Annotated in this window: 18 protein-coding genes; 11 read left to right on the top strand and 7 right to left on the bottom strand. The window is 67.3% G+C overall.

Annotated features, from left to right (window positions below):
- Positions 1–71 precede the first annotated feature (71 nt).
- The 4 genes from J1792_RS08665 to J1792_RS08680 are packed head-to-tail and all read left to right on the top strand — an operon-like array spanning position 72 to position 1,898.
- Positions 72–281: a hypothetical protein gene (locus tag J1792_RS08665; protein ID WP_086566994.1), complete on the top strand. Its 210-nt coding sequence runs from the start codon at positions 72–74 to the stop codon at positions 279–281.
- Positions 265–774, top strand: coding sequence for a DUF6879 family protein (locus tag J1792_RS08670; protein ID WP_207246937.1), 510 nt, complete (start codon positions 265–267; stop codon positions 772–774). The genes J1792_RS08665 and J1792_RS08670 overlap by 17 nt, the downstream gene beginning before the upstream one ends.
- Before the next feature lie 14 nt (positions 775–788).
- Complete coding sequence (locus J1792_RS08675; protein ID WP_278251604.1) at positions 789–1,607, top strand: helix-turn-helix domain-containing protein; 819 nt, start codon at positions 789–791, stop codon at positions 1,605–1,607.
- A gap of 57 nt (positions 1,608–1,664) precedes the next feature.
- Positions 1,665–1,898, top strand: coding sequence for a DUF397 domain-containing protein (locus J1792_RS08680; RefSeq protein ID WP_086566998.1), 234 nt, complete (start codon positions 1,665–1,667; stop codon positions 1,896–1,898).
- A 567-nt stretch (positions 1,899–2,465) separates the two neighbouring features.
- Here the strand turns inward: J1792_RS08680 and J1792_RS08685 are convergent.
- Positions 2,466–2,831: a hypothetical protein gene (locus tag J1792_RS08685; protein ID WP_143587576.1), complete on the bottom strand. Its 366-nt coding sequence runs from the start codon at positions 2,829–2,831 to the stop codon at positions 2,466–2,468.
- Positions 2,832–3,083: 252 nt separating this feature from the next.
- Here J1792_RS08685 and J1792_RS08690 point away from each other — a divergent pair, with 252 nt between their 5' ends.
- The 3 genes from J1792_RS08690 (at position 3,084) to J1792_RS08700 (ending at position 6,215) form a co-directional block, all read left to right on the top strand.
- On the top strand, positions 3,084–3,866 hold the full coding sequence (locus tag J1792_RS08690; protein ID WP_207246938.1) for a 2OG-Fe(II) oxygenase: 783 nt from the start codon (positions 3,084–3,086) through the stop codon (positions 3,864–3,866).
- 7 nt (positions 3,867–3,873) lie between these two features.
- Positions 3,874–4,581, top strand: a complete 708-nt coding sequence (locus tag J1792_RS08695) for a tRNA-dependent cyclodipeptide synthase (RefSeq protein WP_086567003.1) — start codon at positions 3,874–3,876, stop codon at positions 4,579–4,581.
- Positions 4,582–4,652: 71 nt separating this feature from the next.
- On the top strand, positions 4,653–6,215 hold the full coding sequence (locus J1792_RS08700) for an MFS transporter (protein WP_207246939.1): 1,563 nt from the start codon (positions 4,653–4,655) through the stop codon (positions 6,213–6,215).
- Between the two features lie 211 nt (positions 6,216–6,426).
- Here the strand turns inward: J1792_RS08700 and J1792_RS08705 are convergent, their stop codons facing one another.
- From J1792_RS08705 to J1792_RS08720, 4 genes are all read right to left on the bottom strand, one after another.
- Positions 6,427–6,840 (bottom strand): hypothetical protein, encoded by a 414-nt coding sequence (locus J1792_RS08705; protein ID WP_207246940.1) that lies wholly within the window; start codon positions 6,838–6,840, stop codon positions 6,427–6,429.
- A gap of 226 nt (positions 6,841–7,066) precedes the next feature.
- On the bottom strand, positions 7,067–8,344 hold the full coding sequence (locus J1792_RS08710; RefSeq protein ID WP_207246941.1) for a hypothetical protein: 1,278 nt from the start codon (positions 8,342–8,344) through the stop codon (positions 7,067–7,069).
- Positions 8,341–9,096 (bottom strand): ATP-binding cassette domain-containing protein, encoded by a 756-nt coding sequence (locus J1792_RS08715; protein ID WP_207246942.1) that lies wholly within the window; start codon positions 9,094–9,096, stop codon positions 8,341–8,343. Before J1792_RS08715 ends, J1792_RS08710 begins: the two co-directional genes overlap by 4 nt.
- Positions 9,097–10,034: 938 nt before the next feature.
- Complete coding sequence (locus J1792_RS08720; RefSeq protein ID WP_207246943.1) at positions 10,035–10,610, bottom strand: TerD family protein; 576 nt, start codon at positions 10,608–10,610, stop codon at positions 10,035–10,037.
- A gap of 199 nt (positions 10,611–10,809) precedes the next feature.
- Between J1792_RS08720 and arfB the strand changes: the two genes are divergently transcribed.
- Complete coding sequence (gene arfB / locus J1792_RS08725) at positions 10,810–11,238, top strand: alternative ribosome rescue aminoacyl-tRNA hydrolase ArfB (RefSeq protein WP_086567008.1); 429 nt, start codon at positions 10,810–10,812, stop codon at positions 11,236–11,238.
- 207 nt (positions 11,239–11,445) lie between these two features.
- On the opposite strand, the gene J1792_RS08730 is transcribed toward arfB, so the two are convergent.
- Positions 11,446–12,120, bottom strand: a complete 675-nt coding sequence (locus J1792_RS08730) for a PH domain-containing protein (protein ID WP_207246944.1) — start codon at positions 12,118–12,120, stop codon at positions 11,446–11,448.
- Positions 12,121–12,260: 140 nt separating this feature from the next.
- On the opposite strand from J1792_RS08730, the gene deoC reads away from it, so the two are divergent.
- The 3 genes from deoC to J1792_RS08745 are packed head-to-tail and all read left to right on the top strand — an operon-like array spanning position 12,261 to position 15,624.
- Positions 12,261–13,253, top strand: coding sequence for a deoxyribose-phosphate aldolase (deoC, locus tag J1792_RS08735; RefSeq protein ID WP_207247122.1), 993 nt, complete (start codon positions 12,261–12,263; stop codon positions 13,251–13,253).
- Entirely contained in the window at positions 13,250–14,737 is a 1,488-nt protein-coding gene (locus J1792_RS08740; RefSeq protein WP_207247123.1) for an aldehyde dehydrogenase family protein, read from the top strand. Before deoC ends, J1792_RS08740 begins: the two co-directional genes overlap by 4 nt.
- Positions 14,734–15,624, top strand: a complete 891-nt coding sequence (locus J1792_RS08745) for an aldehyde dehydrogenase family protein (protein ID WP_207246945.1) — start codon at positions 14,734–14,736, stop codon at positions 15,622–15,624. The genes J1792_RS08740 and J1792_RS08745 overlap by 4 nt, the downstream gene beginning before the upstream one ends.
- Positions 15,625–15,702: 78 nt before the next feature.
- Here J1792_RS08745 and J1792_RS08750 read toward each other — a convergent pair whose 3' ends face one another.
- Positions 15,703–16,053, bottom strand: coding sequence for a hypothetical protein (locus J1792_RS08750; RefSeq protein WP_242645483.1), 351 nt, complete (start codon positions 16,051–16,053; stop codon positions 15,703–15,705).
- Positions 16,054–16,170: the final 117 nt, after the last annotated feature.

Consider the following 16,170-nt stretch of genomic DNA (forward strand, 5'->3'; position numbering starts at 1 on the left):
GCCGACCGCCTTGACCGGCGTGCCACAGGGTCGGGAGCATCGAGCGCGTCGGACGACACGAGGGGGCAGGAATGCTACGCAAGCTGTCGGGTGACCCCGACTGCAAGAACGGAACGTGCCCGACCCTCTGGGCTACCGAAGACGCCGACAGCTACGTGGTGCAAGGCTTCGTCGTCACCGACCCCGGGCGGCTGGCACAGCTTCGCCTTCCGGAGGGGGAGACGGCCGTTCTGGTGCCCGCCAAACTCCTGGAGGTGTATTTCGGTGCTCGGCGGGATTGAGTTCGGCCGGATTTTCGAGACCTTCGAGCGGTGCGCCTTCCGTTTGGAAACGCTGAGCGTCTACGACGTGGAAGAGGAACGAGCGGAGTACGAGGCATTCCTGGCCGGTGAGCCGATGCTGCCCGAGTGGGCCGACAACCCCTGGGTCCGCAGCATGACCGACCGAGGGAAGTCCGTATCGAGGGTGCATGTGCTGCGCTCTCCTCTGACGGACTACCTGCGGTACGAGCTTTCGGCGTACCCGGGGAACGTCACCGCCGGTGAAACCATCGGAATCATCGATCTGGCGGAACAAGCGGTAGCCGGGCTGCCGGACCATGACTTCTGGCTGTTCGATGACGCCGAGGTCTACCGCATGAACTACACCGAGGGCGGAAAGTTCGTAGGGGCGGAGAAACTCGCGCCAGAACGACTCGCGGAGTATCAGAAGTACCGGAACATCGCACAGGAGCACGCTGTGCCGTTCTCCGAATACTGGGATCAGCGCAGCTGAGCGGACATGCCGAGCTGGGGAAGGCCCTGCGGGCCCTGAGGACGGCGTCGGGACGCACCGGCGAGTCCGTGGCCCGCAGGGCCTCCATGTCCGCCGGAAAGCTGTCCAAGATCGAGCACTGCAGGACCCGCCCCACGGTGAGGGACGTCGAGCTGATCCTCGAGGCCATCGGTGTGTCCGACGAGGCCAAGGCGGAGTTCCTCGAGGCCGCGCGGGCAGAGGCCACCGAGTCCACCGCATGGCGCCTGCTGCGGAGGCTGGGGCCGTGGAAGCACCAGCAAGCCATCCGGGCCCTCGAGGATCGTACGGACACCCTGAGGCTGTTCCAGGGGCAGTTGATTCCCGGGCTGCTTCAGACGCCGGAGTACATGTCGGCCGTCTTCTCGCTGCCGCCCGCCCTTCCCGGTGAGACACGGGCCAGAACGATCGCGGCCCGGCTGGAACGACAGAACACGCTCTATCAGCCGCACCGGTCGTTTCGGTTCCTCGTCTGTGAACACACTCTTCGCTGGCTGATCTGTGAGCCGGTGGTGATGGCCGTTCAGCTCGACAGGATCGTGTCGCTGTCCCGGCTTCCCAATGTTTCCATCGGAATTCTGCCGCTCGACCGGCGGATGCCGGACTTCCCCATGACCTGTTTCAGTCTTCACGACGACCGGCTGGTCATTGTGGAGACGTTCCACGCGGAGATCACCACGCGGGAGCCGGCGGATGTGCGGGCGTACCTCGATACGTTCGAACGGTTCGCCGGAGTCGCCGTTTACGGCGACGACATGCGGGCCATGGCCGAGGGCATCCGAGACGGATTCTTTCGTGATCAGAAAAGGTCGTAGTGCATTGTCCGGCAGCCGCCGCACTATGGGCGCACCTCTGAAGAAAGGGTGTTTCCCATGGGAAACAAGGCTGATCTGTACGACGTCCCCGTCGGCGGGATCCAGTTCCACAAGGCGTGCGGTGGCAGTACTCACCCCGACGGCGAATCCTGCGTGACGCTCGCGCGGGTCGGTGACGGTGTCTGGGCCATGGGGGACAGCAAGCGTCCCCAGGCCGAGCCGCTGAGGTTCACCACGGACGAGCTGCGTGCGGCGGGTATCGAGCCCGAGCGCTTCGGCCTTTCGGCCTGACGCGGCATCCCCGGCAGCCCCAGCCAAAGCCCCGCCTCCAGGCCCCAGCCAGGCCGCAGGCCGCTGGGGCTGCCGCTCGACAGCCCGGAACGGTGGAACGGTGAGTGCTGGTGCATGTGCACGCGTACTTGTGGGTCGGCGACAAGGCGGTCTTCGACCGGGAAGGGAGCAGGCGGCCCGACAGTCCGGGGTTTTTCGGGGCGGACGTCCCCCCGATGCTGACCGCGCACTGGTTGCTGAAGCCGGTGGCTCTGATCCGGGCCACCTGGGACGAGCCCGGAGCGGCAGCCGGGTGGCTCGGTGAGCAGTTGTCAGCCCACGCGCCTCGGTTCCTTTCGCCGCAGGACAGAGACCCTGCGCGGATCGCCGCTCGCACGGCGGCGGGGGCGGAGCGGTTGGCGTGCGGCGGCGACGTGTCGCATGGGTACTACCTGAACCGGCCGCTCTTCTTCTCCGTCGCGCTCGTGACGTGCTCGCCGAACCGTGCGGCACCCCAGGCGCCCTGCCCGGGCCGTTCGGCCGCAGGTCCTCCGGGTGTCGGCCCTCCGGCCGTCGGCCCTTCGGGCCTTATGGGGCCAGCGTGAAGTGGGCGAGGAAGTCGTAGACGCCGAAGGCGATGAGGCCGATCGTGGCGAGGAATGCGCCCGTCGCCGCGCCCGCGCCCGCGTGGTGGCGGCGGGCCGCCGCCAGCAGGGCGCCCAGGAAGCCGCCCGCGGCGGGGACGCCGGCGATCAGGCCCGTGAGCTGGGCGAAGTGGACGTTCGCCTCGTGGTTGCCCGCCCAGTCCGAACCCGACGGGTTCTGGACAACCTGCAGCTGCAGGGTCCAGACCCAGATCGCCGGGCTCATGAAGATCAGGGTGAGGACGAGCATGGCCACGATGTAGGGCGCTCGGCTGTGCTGGTACTGGCCCTGGCCCTGGTCTGTCGTCATGAGGCCAGCGTCGACGGGCGCGGGGGCGTCGCGCATCCGTACGCGTACTCAGATGCGCGCGGCCTCGACAGGCCCCCTCGACGGCCGGGGAAGCCTTCAAGCCAGGCTTGCCGAAACTCAACACCTCGCCGATCAACTGCCTTTGACGTTAACGCGTTAAAGCCGGTGTAGTGGCCACCGATCGCCCCGGGGCGCGTCTCGGGCGTGCCGGCGATCTCTTTCGCCTGCCCAGCCGCATACGGAGAAGGCCTTATGACTGTCATCACGAGAAAGAATGCCGACGAGCTGTCCCACGACGACATCCTCGCCATCGTCGAAGGCACCGCATTGGCTGTACACATACCCGGCTTCATTCATCCGGAGGCCTTGGCGTCCGCACGCGCCCAGCTCTACGACCACCCCGATCGGGGCGGACTGAGCCAGGACACGGCGTTCCAGCGGGTCGGCTTCGCCTACTCGGAGATCAGCGACGAGCGGTCCAGGGACCGTTATCACTCCGAGGCGCGCGCCAATATCCAGCGGATGCGGGATCTGTTCGCGCCCTACGCCTCACCCAGTGATGTTCTCCGGCTGCTGCTGGAGGAGACCTGGAACGCCGGCGCGAACCTGATGCACGTCGATGGCCGAAAGGCCTTCATCGGCATCTGCCGCTATCAGCACAAGGACGTCGATCTCAACCCGCACACCGACGCTCTCGAGCGCAACCTGCCGGCCGACCACGCGCAGGGGCTCACGGCGCAGCTTTCGGTCAACATCTACGTCAACATTCCCCAGGTCGGCGGCGAATTGGAGCTGTGGGGGACCGAGCCGGGCGAGGAGAGTTACAACGAGCTCAAGGGCGAGCGGGTCTGGGGCATAGAGCGCGAGAAGCTCGGCCCGCCCGTCGAGGTCATCAAGCCGGAGCCCGGCGATCTGCTGCTGCTCAACCCGCGGCAGATCCACGCCGTACGGCCGTCCGGCGACGAACCGCGCATCACGCTGGGGCACTTCATCGGTTACTACGGCACCGACCGGCCCCTCGAGCTGTGGAGCTGACACCCTGATGAACGACTACATCATCGACGGCCGGACCAAAGCGAATTTCGGTCAGGAGGCCAAGAAGCTGACGTTGGCCGGAACCCGGGCCATTCTGCTGGTGAGCGTCGGCCAGCGCTATCACGAGGGCGACAAGCTGCGGGCGACCGTGGAACTGGTCAACCGCAGCGGATTCAAGCAGCTGACCATCGCCGTCGCCGACACCCTGCAGCGCACCAACTACCTGCACCTCTCTCCCGAGGAGGCCTACGAAAGGGCGCTGAGGGAGGGCGACGAATGGCTGGAACGCAACGAAAAGGTTCTCGGACAGTTGTCCGTGAGCAATGAGGTGTTGCGCTGGGACGAGACGCTGCAGGATCCCGAGTACGGGGCGTTCCGGGAGCGGGTGGAGCGGGCCTACGCCGAGGATCCCGGCTATCGGGCGGCGGTCGACGCGACCATCGGCAAGTTCATCGACCGGCTCACCGCCCGTGACCCGGAGGCCGATACCGAACTCGCCTTCAGGAACTGCTTGTCCTACCTCATCGAGGAATGTCCCATCATCATGCCGATGTGGGCTCATCAGGGGTACGACTACGTCATATATCCCCAGCCCATGACCACCGCGATGGCTGAAACGCAGCGACAGTTCGTCACCGGGGAATACCCCGGGAAGGGCGGGTGGCTGTCCCTGAGGTTCAAGAAGCGGGCCGCCGTGCCCGAAGCCGCGGCATAAACACGGCACTCAGCGGGCATCGCACTTCGCCTCGCTTGGCAACGCCGCTATACGTGTAGAGGACACGAACTGTGACGACATCAACCGACCGTAAATGGTGGGCATTCGCCGGGGTCGGGCTGATCAGCTTCCTGGGCTGTATCGACCTGACCATCGTCAACACCGCCGCCCCCCAGATCCAGTCGGATCTGGGCGCCTCCGTGACCGACCTGCAGCTCATCGTCAACATGTTCATCGTCGCCCTGTCGATGTTCATGGTGACCATGGGACGACTGGCCGACGCGTACGGGCGGCGTCGTGTCCTCTACGCGGGGACGGTCGTCTTCGGCCTGGCCTCGCTGGGGGCCGGGTTCGCGGACAGCACGGGCTGGCTCATCGCCTTCCGCTTCCTGCAGGGCGCGGCCGGCGCCATCCTGTACACCTCCACCGGCGCCATCGTGCAGAACGCCTTCCCCGAGTCCCAGCGCGGCCGCGCGATCGGCGCCCTCTACGGCGTCAACGGCGTCGGCCTCGCCATCGGCCCCCTGCTCGGCGGCGTCATCGTCTCCGCCCTGGGCTGGCACTGGGTGTTCTGGGTGAACGTCCCGCTCGTCGCGCTGGCTCTCGCCCTGTGCTCGTTCAGCGTCCGCGAGTCCCGTAACGAGGACGCCGGGCCCGGCGTCGACTGGCCGGGCCTCGTCCTGATCAGCCTCGGCATCCCGGCCGTCGTGCTCGCCTTCACCCTCGGCGGCTCGTGGGGCTGGTCGAGCGGGCGCACGCTGGGGCTGCTGGCCTTCGCGCTCGTGGTCCTGATCGCCTTCTACGCGGTGGAGCGCCGCGCCGCCGACCCCATCATCAGCTTCCGGCTGTTCCGGCACCGCTCGTTCCTCACGGCCATCGTCTCCGACTTCGCGCTGGCCTGCTTCTACACCACCGTCCTCTTCCTGATGCCTCTCTACCTCCACGAGGTACACGGCTACGGCGGTTACGCGACCGGCGCGCTGCTGCTGCCCTGCACCGCCGTCATGGCCGTACTGTCGCCGTTCGTGGGCCGGCTGACCGACCGCTTCGGCCCGCGCCGCCTCCTGCTCGTGGGCTTCGCGGCGTTCACGGTCTCGGCGCTGCTGCTCACCCGCCTGGAGGGCGACACGTCGCTCGCGTACGTCGCCGTCGCGCTGGTGGCGATGGGGCTGGGCTGGGCCTGCATCCTGGGACCGGCCACGGTGTCCGCGCTGTCGTCCGTGCCCGAACGCCAGGCGGGGCTCGCGATGGGGTCCTCGTGGACGTTCCACAACCTCGGCGGGGCCATCGGCCTCGCGGTGGGCATCGTCCTCTACCGCGCCCAGGCGGAGGACGGCCTGACCTCGGCGCTGGCCCGGCTGCACGCGCCCGCCGGGGACTGGACGCACGACGTGGTGGCCGACCCGGAGCGGGCGGCCGATCTGCTGCGGGAGCACACGTCGCTGACCTCCGGACAGGTCGGCGAGGTCTTCGACCGGATGTTCTCGGACGGCACCCAGGCCGCGATGTGGATGGTGGCTGGAACCTCGCTCGCCGCGCTCGTGGTCGTCGGACTGCTGGGCCTCGCCGGCCGGCGAGCCGCGGCCACGACCGGCGCCACCCCCGAAGCCGCGGTGACGAAGGAGACCGTCTGACGACGACACGGACCGCCTGATACGACCACTACGACGCGTGGGGGCCGCCGGAATCCCGGCGGCCCCCACGTGCGTACATGCGTTCCCGAGCGCTGCGACCAGGCGCCGCGACCATGCGGCGGGGCCCGAGCGCCACGTTCGGCATGGCGTCGCAGGTTCCCGCGCCGTCTGCTCGTCGTGCTCCAGGACCGCCCGGAGCACGGGGTGCAGGTCAGAACTTCTTCGTGCGCAGCTTCTTCCAGTGCCAGGGCGTCAGAAAGAAGGAGGCCAGCCCGATGAAAGCGCTCAACGCCGCGATTCCCCAGCAAGGAGCGTGCGACGCCGGCTGGCCGGTCCAGTCCCACCAGCGAGCATCGCCATTGGTGTCGACGTTGAGGTAGGTCAAGGGAAACAACGTCGCCGCAGGCAGGATCCAGGACAGCCAGCGTCCCCAGATTCGCCCGGACAGCAGGGCGAGCCCGAACCAGATGGTCAGGGAGCGGCATGCGGTGATGGTTGGGTCTGGTCCGACTTCGAACCACTCGACACTGCCGACAAGTACGAGAGTGGTCAGATACACCCCTGAGAGGTGGAGCCTCTCGTAAGTACGGAGGATGGGGCCGGCCGCGAGCTCCAGCTGATTCATGCTGCTGTGAAGGCTTCCTGCCGCCAGAGCTGCAAACGCTACGGGAAGCTCTCTTCTCATGGGCAATCCGCTGGACTGGCCCCCCTGCTCAAATGGCAGGGTCAGCACCTTGGATCCAAATCTGAGATCAAACGCCAGAAGTAGCACTAAACCGGCCGCAAGTACAGGCAGGTGATGGACTGTCGCATACTGCCTCACGGATGAAGACACGTCTGTCCGTAGCCTCTCAGGAACAGAAGGTGTTGTGGACGACCTGCATCCTGCTCTTCACCCAATCCATCTGTTCGCCCTCGGGCTTGTCTGCCAGCTGAGCCATTGCCGGCATGCTGACATTTGGCGGCCCACCATGAATTCCTGCCGGGGTTCCTCCCCCGAAGATGCGCACCGTAAGCCATGCAGTGAGGTCTGCGGAGGCCTGTCGAAATTGCGGGGTGAGGCGTGAACCGAGAGGGAGCGTGCATCCATTCTCTTTTGGCCAAGACGCGTGCATGATGCTACCGGCCATGGTTGCTGCGGGGTTCCACATCGAACCCTCGAGAATGAAGAAGCCGCTGAATGGTTCGCCGGGTCCGGACAGGCCCCGCTCCTGGAATTCCGACGGAATGGTGAAGAGGCGGCGAGGCAGGCGATTGATGCGCTTCACCATGCCTTCTGCCTCGGGAAGGTACTTACGGTCCTCGGGCCACAGGCAGATCCTGGGTGTGCCCTTTGTGCAGAGTGGCTGCGAAGGGGCTGAACGCGCAACCTGGACAGGGCCGGCCATCGACAGTCCGAGGATCGAGCCGCATAGCAACACGCCGACGACAAGAGTCCTGCCGCGATGGGCGGATAGGTTCCATACGCGGCCCACTGACAATGGCGATTTCCGCCTCAATGAGACTGCGGCGATGACCAAAGCCATCGCCATCAAGGCGCGAGCCATCAAGGCGTTCTGTGAGATTTCTTTGAAGGGGTCGCCGGAGAGAGCAAACAATCCCAGCCTTTTCGGGCTGCCCATCCAGGATATGAGGACGAGTCCGCCCAGTCCGCTGATGAGCGGCCCTGTGAATGGAGAGCGTAGCCAATGGCCGATGAGGTGGCCGATACCCGCGTACGTGATGAGCAGGGAGACTCCGAGAAAAATATAACTCGGCCACAAAAACCCTGGGCCGGCCTTCGGGAGGGTGACGATGACCGCGGCGATGACTCCAGCAGCGTAAGCGCCGAGCCCGTAGGTGAGCGTCGCAGATAATTGGACAAGTTCACTACGCCATCTCGGATGCGCGGCGGCGTCAAGCTGGGCATGCACGTTGTGTCGGTCGACTCTTCCCGCTGCCCATGCTGCGGCCGCGGCCAGGAGCGGCGCGAAGTAGAAGGCGGGAATCTGGGCCTGCACGCTGGCCTGCGGCCATTCGCCAATCCACCAAGTGCTGCGTCCAAAAAGGGCCGCAAGATCGACCCCGACCAGCAGGGGAAACCACAAACGCAATGGCGACCTGCGTAGTTCAATCCAGTAGAGTTTCAACGGGTGCCTGCCGGGTGGCTTTCCAGAATGGACATGTACCCCTGCTCCATGGGGGTGTCGCCGATGCCGCCGTTGGGCGCCAGGCTGCTAAGTCGGCCAGGTGTCCCTCGGAAGACGAAGCTTCCGGATGACATGACTATGACTTCATTGCAGATGGCGGCAACATCCTCGACGAGATGAGTGCTGAGGATCACCGTGACATTCTCGAGCGAACGGATAAGATCCCGAAACTCGAGCCGCTGGGCAGGGTCGAGGCCGACGGTAGGTTCGTCGAGCAATACCAATCGCGGTGAGCCGACCAATGCGGAAGCAATGCCGGCTCTGCGAAGCATCCCCCCGGACAGTGACTTCATGCGGCTTTTCATGCGACCTTCGAGGCCGACCTGCCGAATTACTCGCAGTGTTTCTTCACGGGAGTGCTTGGAGGGGACTTCTCGCAGCCATGCGCTGTAGTGGACGAAGTCGTAAACCGAGAAGGAAGGGTAGTACCCAAAGTCTTGCGGCAGGAATCCGATGTGACGACGGGCGGCTCTGGCATCCTTTTCCGACTCGATGGGCTTCCCGAGAATTTCTATGGACCCAGCGCGTGGGGGCGTGACGGTGGCAAGGGTGCGTAGCAGTGTGGTTTTCCCTGCGCCATTAGGGCCGAGGAGCCCGAAGACGCCCACCCCGATCTGTAACTGCAGACCTGAAAATATTTCGTTGCGCCCGTGTCCCTGACTGAGACCGGAGGCGCCGACCGTGAAGTCCACGAGATCACCTTATTTACTGGACGAGCCGTGCACCTGACGGTGCACGGCTCTTTGAGTCAGTGATTGCTCACTTGAAATTTATCCACGCTTCTCTGACACTGAAGGTGCACTCTAAGTCCCCCCAGCTCTGGATGTACGAGCCTCTTTTGTAGAAGTAGAAGCGAGAGGAGTCGTCCACCTCATTGGAACAGTCGGCGTAGGTCTGGTAATCGCCGTCGGACACGACGAACGGGTCCGTGCAGTGTCCGTCCGCAGTAGTGTTGCCATACCAGGTGTAGCATCCGTGGTTCGTCCTGCTTGTGCTCGCGGATGCGTTGGGAGCGACTCCTGCCAGAGCTGCTGCCGCGAATACACTGACTGCGGTTGCCTTAGCCCAGCGAGTTCGCGCCTTCGGTGAAATCATCATTGACCTTCCGCTTGGATTTACTAGGCCCCTGCGGGCCCCACGGCGCCCGAACGCTAGATCTATCCATCGACCCGAGTCAACGGAGATCTTTGGATCATGGAGAGCGGGATTAGGTCGCCTTGCGCCCCACTGCTGGACATATTGGCTGGAACAATATATTAAATGGCTGGTTTTCGGTGCCGCCTAGAAGGTGATTGTCTTGTTTGCGTGCAGCCCTGAAGGGTGGTTTGCAGACAGGAAATGGCCTGTAGCGACACCAACGCAGCGAGACTGCTACGGCTGATGACGTGTGTGCAGGCATGGACGTGCGCGGGTACGCGGCACGGGAGCACGGGCTGGTGACGCGTCCTCTGTGACCCGCTGGATGCACAGGGATAGGAGCGGTCAGCGGGTCGGCATGGAGCCGGCCCGGGCGCCAGAGCCAAGTTGAAACGGGCTGAGAAAACAGGAAGGGGCCAGACCTTTCGATCTGGCCCCTCGCCTGGGGATCCTCCGCCTGGCCGTTGTCCCGGCGGATCAGCCTGTCAGGCCGTCAGACGTTGACGCCGAAGTCCTGGGCGATGCCCGCGAGACCCGAGGCGTAGCCCTGGCCGACCGCGCGGAACTTCCACTCCGCGCCGTGGCGGTAGAGCTCGCCGAAGACCATGGCGGTCTCGGTGGCGGCGTCCTCGCTCAGGTCGTAGCGGGCGATCTCGGCGCCGCCGGCCTGGTTGATGATGCGGATGTAGGCGTTGCGGACCTGGCCGAAGTTCTGCGAGCGCGCGGTGGCGTCGTAGATGGAGACCGGGAAGACGATCTTCTCGATGTCGCCGGGCAGCGCGGCCAGGTTGACGTTGATCTGCTCGTCGTCGCCCTCGCCCTGGCCGGTGGTGTTGTCACCGGTGTGCACGATGGACTGGTCCGGGGTGGACTTGTTGTTGAAGAACACGAAGTGCGAGTCGGAGAAGACCCGGCCGCCGCCGTTGACCGCGATGGCGCTGGCGTCGAGGTCGAAGTCCGTACCCGTGGTGGTGCGCACGTCCCAGCCGAGGCCGACCGTGACGGCCGTCAGGCCCGGGGCCTCCTTGGTGAGGGAGACGTTGCCGCCCTTGGACAGGCTTACAGCCATGGGATGTGTCCCTTTCGTCGGTTCGCGAGCCCGCTGTCGGCTCGCGCACTCGAAGTTACAGTCACCCCGGATAACGCGAACGAGGGGAGGGAGGGTTCCAGCTCCCTTTACTTTCTTTGCTCATTCCTGACGCCGGCCGTGGCACCCGCCCCATAAATCGAGGTGACGGGGTCGCCCGGGGCGCGGGATCATGGGGGGCATGTCCGGTCCCCACGTCATCCGCGGTTCCGTCTCGCTTCCCGAGGCGGAGCTCATGTGGCGTTTTTCGCGTTCCTCCGGGCCCGGCGGGCAGCACGTGAACACGAGCGACAGTCAGGTCGAGCTGCGTTTCGACCTCGCCGCCACGGAAGCCCTTCCGCCGGTATGGAAGGAGCGCGCTCTGGAGCGCCTCGCCGGCCGGCTCGTCGACGGCGTGGTGACCGTACGCGCCTCCGAGCACCGCTCCCAGTGGCGCAACCGCGAGACCGCGGCCGTACGCCTGGCGTCCCTGCTGGCCGAGGCGACGGCACCCCCGCCGAAGCCGCGGCGCCCCACGAAGATTCCGCGCGGCATCAACGAACGACGTCTCCGCGAGAAGAAGGCCCGCGGAGAGACGAAGCGCGGCCGCACGGGACGCGACTGGGGCTAGACCCGCCCACCCTGGTGGACACCGGACGGGAGGGGGCCGGGGGCGCAGGAGGGTGTTCCGGAATGCTGCCGGATATTTGTGGGCCCAATGTGAGGGCACTCAATGCGCGAGACGGTGACGGGCCCGTAAATATCCGGTTCCGGAACACCCTCCGGAGCCCCCGGCCCCCGCACCACGACAACGGCGCCCAGCCCACGACAACGGCCGTCAGCCCACGACAGACAGCGCCACCACCAGCACCAACCCCACCAGCGCCGGCACGATCAGCTCGTACGCCCACCGAACCACCGGCACCCCCTGCGCCCCCTCCCGCACAGCGCACCGCTCCGCGAGCTCGCGCAGGTCCTCGATCGCCTGGTCCGACGGCGCCCGCACGGGCCCCTCGTGGGCGGCCGCGCGTGAGGCGACCCGAATGTCCTGGGAGACGTCGCGTGCCGCCCGCCGCGCGGCGGTCTTGCGCTGGCGCAGGGACACCGGAATGGCCCAGAGCTGGTACTTGGATCCGCCGGCGAGGACCTCGCTGGAGTACCCGGCCCGAACGGCCTCGACAGAGGCCCACGGCAGGGTGACGGTGCGGAAGGGGTTGCGGACCAGCAGCCTGTCCTCGCTCGCCCAGACGGCGGGGCGTACCGTGAAGGCGATGGTCAGCGGCACCGCGAAGAGCAGTCCGGCGAGGGCGAGCCAGGGGGCGTCCCCCTCGCCGCGCACGATCGCGTCACCGCCGAGCCAGCCGATCAGGGCCAGCAGCAGGACGCCGCTGGCGATGCCGGCGGCGGAGCGGTAACACCGGTCGGCGTGCTTCTGGTCGGGGTCGGTGGCCGGTCCGTGGCCCGGCTCGTGGCCAGGCCCCTGGTCCGGCGCTTGCGAGGAGCTGCTCGTCATGCCGCCGATTGTGCCCCACGGCCGGTAACGGCCCGGGTAACGGCCTTGGTAACAGCCAGGGCACGAATCGCGGCGGAGGCAACGCCTCCGCAAGAGGGGGTGACATGCGCTACGCGCGTAGATATGCTCTTCCGGTGACCATGCCCACTGTTCCCTCATTCGGCAACGAGGCCGCGGAGCGACTGGCGTCGATGGCGGACGTGACCGCCTCCGACGGAGCGCTGCGCCGCTTCCTGCACGGCCTCCCGGGCGTCGACCCGGTCGGGCTGGAAGCCCGCGCCGCGGCGCTCGGCACCCGCTCGATCAAGACGACGGCGAAGGCGTACGCCATCGACCTGTCGATCTCCATGATCGACCTCACGACCCTGGAGGGCGCGGACACCCCGGGCAAGGTCCGGGCTCTGTGCGCCAAGGCCCTCAACCCGGACCCGACGGACCGCGAGACCCCGCGTACCGCCGCGATCTGCGTCTACCCCGACATGGTGGCGACCGCCGCCGAGGCCCTGCGCGGCTCGGACGTGAAGGTCGCGTCCGTGGCGACCGCGTTCCCGGCGGGCCGTGCGGCCCTGCCGGTCAAGCTGGCGGACACGGCCGACGCCGTCGCCGCCGGTGCGGACGAGATCGACATGGTGATCGACCGCGGCGCCTTCCTCTCGGGCCGCTACCTGAGCGTCTTCGAGGAGATCAAGGCCGTCAAGGAGGCCTGCCGCCGCGAGGACGGCTCCGCCGCCCGGCTGAAGGTCATCTTCGAGACCGGCGAGCTGTCGACGTACGACAACATCCGCCGCGCCTCCTGGCTCGGCATGCTCGCGGGCGCCGACTTCATCAAGACGTCGACCGGCAAGGTGGCGGTGAACGCCACCCCGGCGAACACCCTGCTGATGCTGGAGGCCGTGCGCGACTTCCACGCCACGACCGGGGTACAGGTCGGGGTGAAGCCCGCGGGCGGCATCCGTACGACCAAGGACGCGATGAAGTTCCTGGTGCTGGTCAACGAGACCGTGGGCGAGGAGTGGCTGTCCAACGAGTGGTTCCGCTTCGGTGCCTCCAGCCTCCTCAACGACCTGCTGATGCAGCGGCAGAAGCTGAGCACCGGGCGCTACTCCGGTCCCGACTACGTGACGGTGGACTGATCATGGCTTTTGAATACGCACCGGCGCCGGAGTCGCGCGCGGTCGTCGACATCGCCCCGTCGTACGGGCTGTTCATCGACGGCGAGTTCCGCGAGGCGTCCGACGGCAAGGTCTTCAAGACCGTCTCGCCGTCGACCGAGGAGGTCCTGTCCGAGGTCGCCCAGGCGTCGGCCGAGGACGTGGACGCGGCCGTGAAGGCCGCCCGCAAGGCGTTCGAGAAGTGGTCGGCGCTGCCGGGCGCCGAGCGCGCGAAGTACCTGTTCCGGATCGCCCGGATCATCCAGGAGCGCTCGCGCGAGCTGGCCGTCCTGGAGACCCTGGACAACGGCAAGCCGATCAAGGAGACGCGCGACGCGGACCTCCCGCTGGTCGCCGCGCACTTCTTCTACTACGCCGGCTGGGCCGACAAGCTCGACCACGCGGGCTTCGGCGCCGACCCGCGCCCGCTGGGCGTGGCGGGCCAGGTCATCCCGTGGAACTTCCCGCTGCTGATGCTGGCGTGGAAGATCGCTCCGGCGCTGGCGGCGGGCAACACCGTCGTCCTCAAACCGGCCGAGACCACGCCGCTGTCGGCGCTGTTCTTCGCCGACATCTGCCGCCAGGCGGGCCTGCCGAAGGGTGTCGTGAACATCCTGACCGGCGACGGTTCCACGGGCGCGGCGCTGGTGGGCCACGACGGCATCGACAAGGTCGCCTTCACCGGCTCGACGGGTGTCGGCAAGCAGATCGCCCGTACCCTCGCCGGTACGGACAAGAAGCTGACCCTGGAGCTGGGCGGCAAGGGCGCCAACATCGTCTTCGACGACGCGCCCATCGACCAGGCCGTCGAGGGCATCGTCAACGGCATCTTCTTCAACCAGGGCCAGGTCTGCTGCGCCGGTTCGCGCCTGCTGGTGCAGGAGTCGATCCAGGACGAGCTGCTCGACGCGCTCAAGCGCCGGATGTCCACGCTCCGGGTGGGTGACCCGCTCGACAAGAACACCGACGTCGGCGCGATCAACTCGGCCGAGCAGCTGGCCCGCATCACGGCGCTGGCCGACAGCGGCGAGGCCGAGGGCGCGGAGCGCTGGGCGCCGGCCTGCGAGCTGCCCGGTGCCGGTTACTGGTTCGCCCCGACGCTGTTCACGAACGTCACCCAGGCCCACCGGATCGCCCGCGAGGAGATCTTCGGCCCGGTGCTGTCCGTGCTGACCTTCCGTACGCCGGGCGAGGCCGTCGCCAAGGCCAACAACAGCCAGTACGGGCTGTCGGCCGGCATCTGGACGGAGAAGGGCTCCCGGATGCTGGCGGTGGCCGGCAAGCTGCGGGCCGGCGTCGTCTGGGCCAACACGTTCAACAAGTTCGATCCGACTTCCCCGTTCGGTGGGTACAAGGAGTCGGGCTTCGGTCGCGAGGGTGGCCGTCACGGTCTGGAGGCCTACCTCGCCGGAGCAGCCGAGCCGTCGAACGAGCGCAGCGAGCGAGAGGGTGAGCGCGACCGATGAAGCAGACTGATCGTCTCAGCGTCTTCAAGACCTACAAGCTGTTCGTCGGGGGCAAGTTCCCCCGGTCCGAGAGCGGGCGGGTGTACGAGGTGACCGACTCCAAGGGCAAGTGGCTCGCCAACGCCCCCCTGTCGTCCCGCAAGGACGGCCGTGACGCCGTCGTGGCGGCGCGCAAGGCGTTCGGCGGCTGGTCGGGCGCGACCGCGTACAACCGCGGCCAGATCCTCTACCGCGTCGCCGAGATGCTCGAGGGCCGCCGGGACCAGTTCGTCGCCGAGGTCGCCGACGCCGAGGGCCTGTCGAAGTCCAAGGCCGCGGCCCAGGTGGACGCGGCGATCGACCGCTGGGTCTGGTACGCGGGCTGGACGGACAAGATCGCCCAGGTCGTCGGGGGCACCAACCCCGTCGCCGGGCCGTTCTTCAACGTGTCCTCCCCCGAGCCGACCGGCGTCGTGGCCGTCGTGGCCCCGCAGGAGTCCTCGCTCCTGGGCCTGGTGTCGGTGATCGCCCCGGTGATCGCCGCCGGTAACACGGTCGTCGTCATCGCGTCCGAGAAGTCCCCGCTGCCCGCGCTGTCGCTGGGCGAGGTGCTCGCCACCTCCGACGTGCCCGGCGGCGTGGTCAACATCCTGTCCGGCAAGGCCTCGGAGATCTCTCCGTCCCTCGCCGCGCACCAGGACGTCAACGCGATCGACCTGGCGGGTGCCGACGAGGAGCTCGCGAAGGCCCTCGAGGTCGCCGCGGCCGACAACCTCAAGCGCGTCGTCCGTCCACAGGCTGTGGACTGGGCCGCCGACCCGGGCACGGGCCGGCTGACCGCCTTCCTGGAGACCAAGACCGTCTGGCACCCCACGGGGTCGCTGGGCGCGGGCGGCTCGTCCTACTAGGGCCGCGCGAGGCACCGCACGACGACGGCGGGCTCCCCTTCACGGGGAGCCCGCCGTCGTCGTGTGCGCCGGGGCCGCTCAGCCCGGCAGCAGGCCCTGCAGCACCTGGCCCGCGACGGGCAGGTCGCCGATCTGGCCGCGGGTGGTGATGGGCGCCGTCACCGGCGCGGTGCTGACCGGCTTGAAGTCGAGGATCTGGGTGCTGGCGACGTTGTTCAGCGGGTCCACCGCGGTGCCCGCGAGCGGGTGGTACTTGAACTGCTTCACTACGGGCGACAGGCCCTCCACGGACTTCCGCAGCCCGACGGTGGTGCCCTGGAGCGCCGCGCGGACGTCCTGGCGGGCGAGCTGGACGCGCGGCGCCTGCGGTTCGGCCTGGGCGTCCGCCGCGCCGGCTCCGACGAGCGCCGCGCCCGCGGAGAGGGTCATCCCGATCCGCGTCAGCGCGCGGCGGCGCGGGGGTGGTGGGAGGGGAGAGCGTGCGTGACGTGCCTGGGAGGCCATGACCACCTGCCGTGAGAGCCGTGTGAGCGTATGGGGACCGAC

Source organism: Streptomyces triculaminicus, from assembly GCF_017349075.1.
GTDB classification, from domain to species: domain Bacteria; phylum Actinomycetota; class Actinomycetes; order Streptomycetales; family Streptomycetaceae; genus Streptomyces; species Streptomyces triculaminicus.

Coding starts and splice junctions, on each gene's coding strand:
- J1792_RS08665 (WP_086566994.1), top strand. CDS start 72: ATGCTACGCAAGCTGTCGGGTGACCCCGACTGCAAGAACGGAACGTGC.
- J1792_RS08680 (WP_086566998.1), top strand. CDS start 1,665: ATGGGAAACAAGGCTGATCTGTACGACGTCCCCGTCGGCGGGATCCAG.
- J1792_RS08685 (WP_143587576.1), bottom strand. CDS start 2,831: ATGACGACAGACCAGGGCCAGGGCCAGTACCAGCACAGCCGAGCGCCC.
- J1792_RS08690 (WP_207246938.1), top strand. CDS start 3,084: ATGACTGTCATCACGAGAAAGAATGCCGACGAGCTGTCCCACGACGAC.
- J1792_RS08695 (WP_086567003.1), top strand. CDS start 3,874: ATGAACGACTACATCATCGACGGCCGGACCAAAGCGAATTTCGGTCAG.
- J1792_RS08705 (WP_207246940.1), bottom strand. CDS start 6,840: ATGAATCAGCTGGAGCTCGCGGCCGGCCCCATCCTCCGTACTTACGAG.
- J1792_RS08720 (WP_207246943.1), bottom strand. CDS start 10,610: ATGGCTGTAAGCCTGTCCAAGGGCGGCAACGTCTCCCTCACCAAGGAG.
- arfB (WP_086567008.1), top strand. CDS start 10,810: ATGTCCGGTCCCCACGTCATCCGCGGTTCCGTCTCGCTTCCCGAGGCG.
- J1792_RS08730 (WP_207246944.1), bottom strand. CDS start 12,120: ATGACGAGCAGCTCCTCGCAAGCGCCGGACCAGGGGCCTGGCCACGAG.
- deoC (WP_207247122.1), top strand. CDS start 12,261: ATGCCCACTGTTCCCTCATTCGGCAACGAGGCCGCGGAGCGACTGGCG.
- J1792_RS08745 (WP_207246945.1), top strand. CDS start 14,734: ATGAAGCAGACTGATCGTCTCAGCGTCTTCAAGACCTACAAGCTGTTC.
- J1792_RS08750 (WP_242645483.1), bottom strand. CDS start 16,053: ATGACCCTCTCCGCGGGCGCGGCGCTCGTCGGAGCCGGCGCGGCGGAC.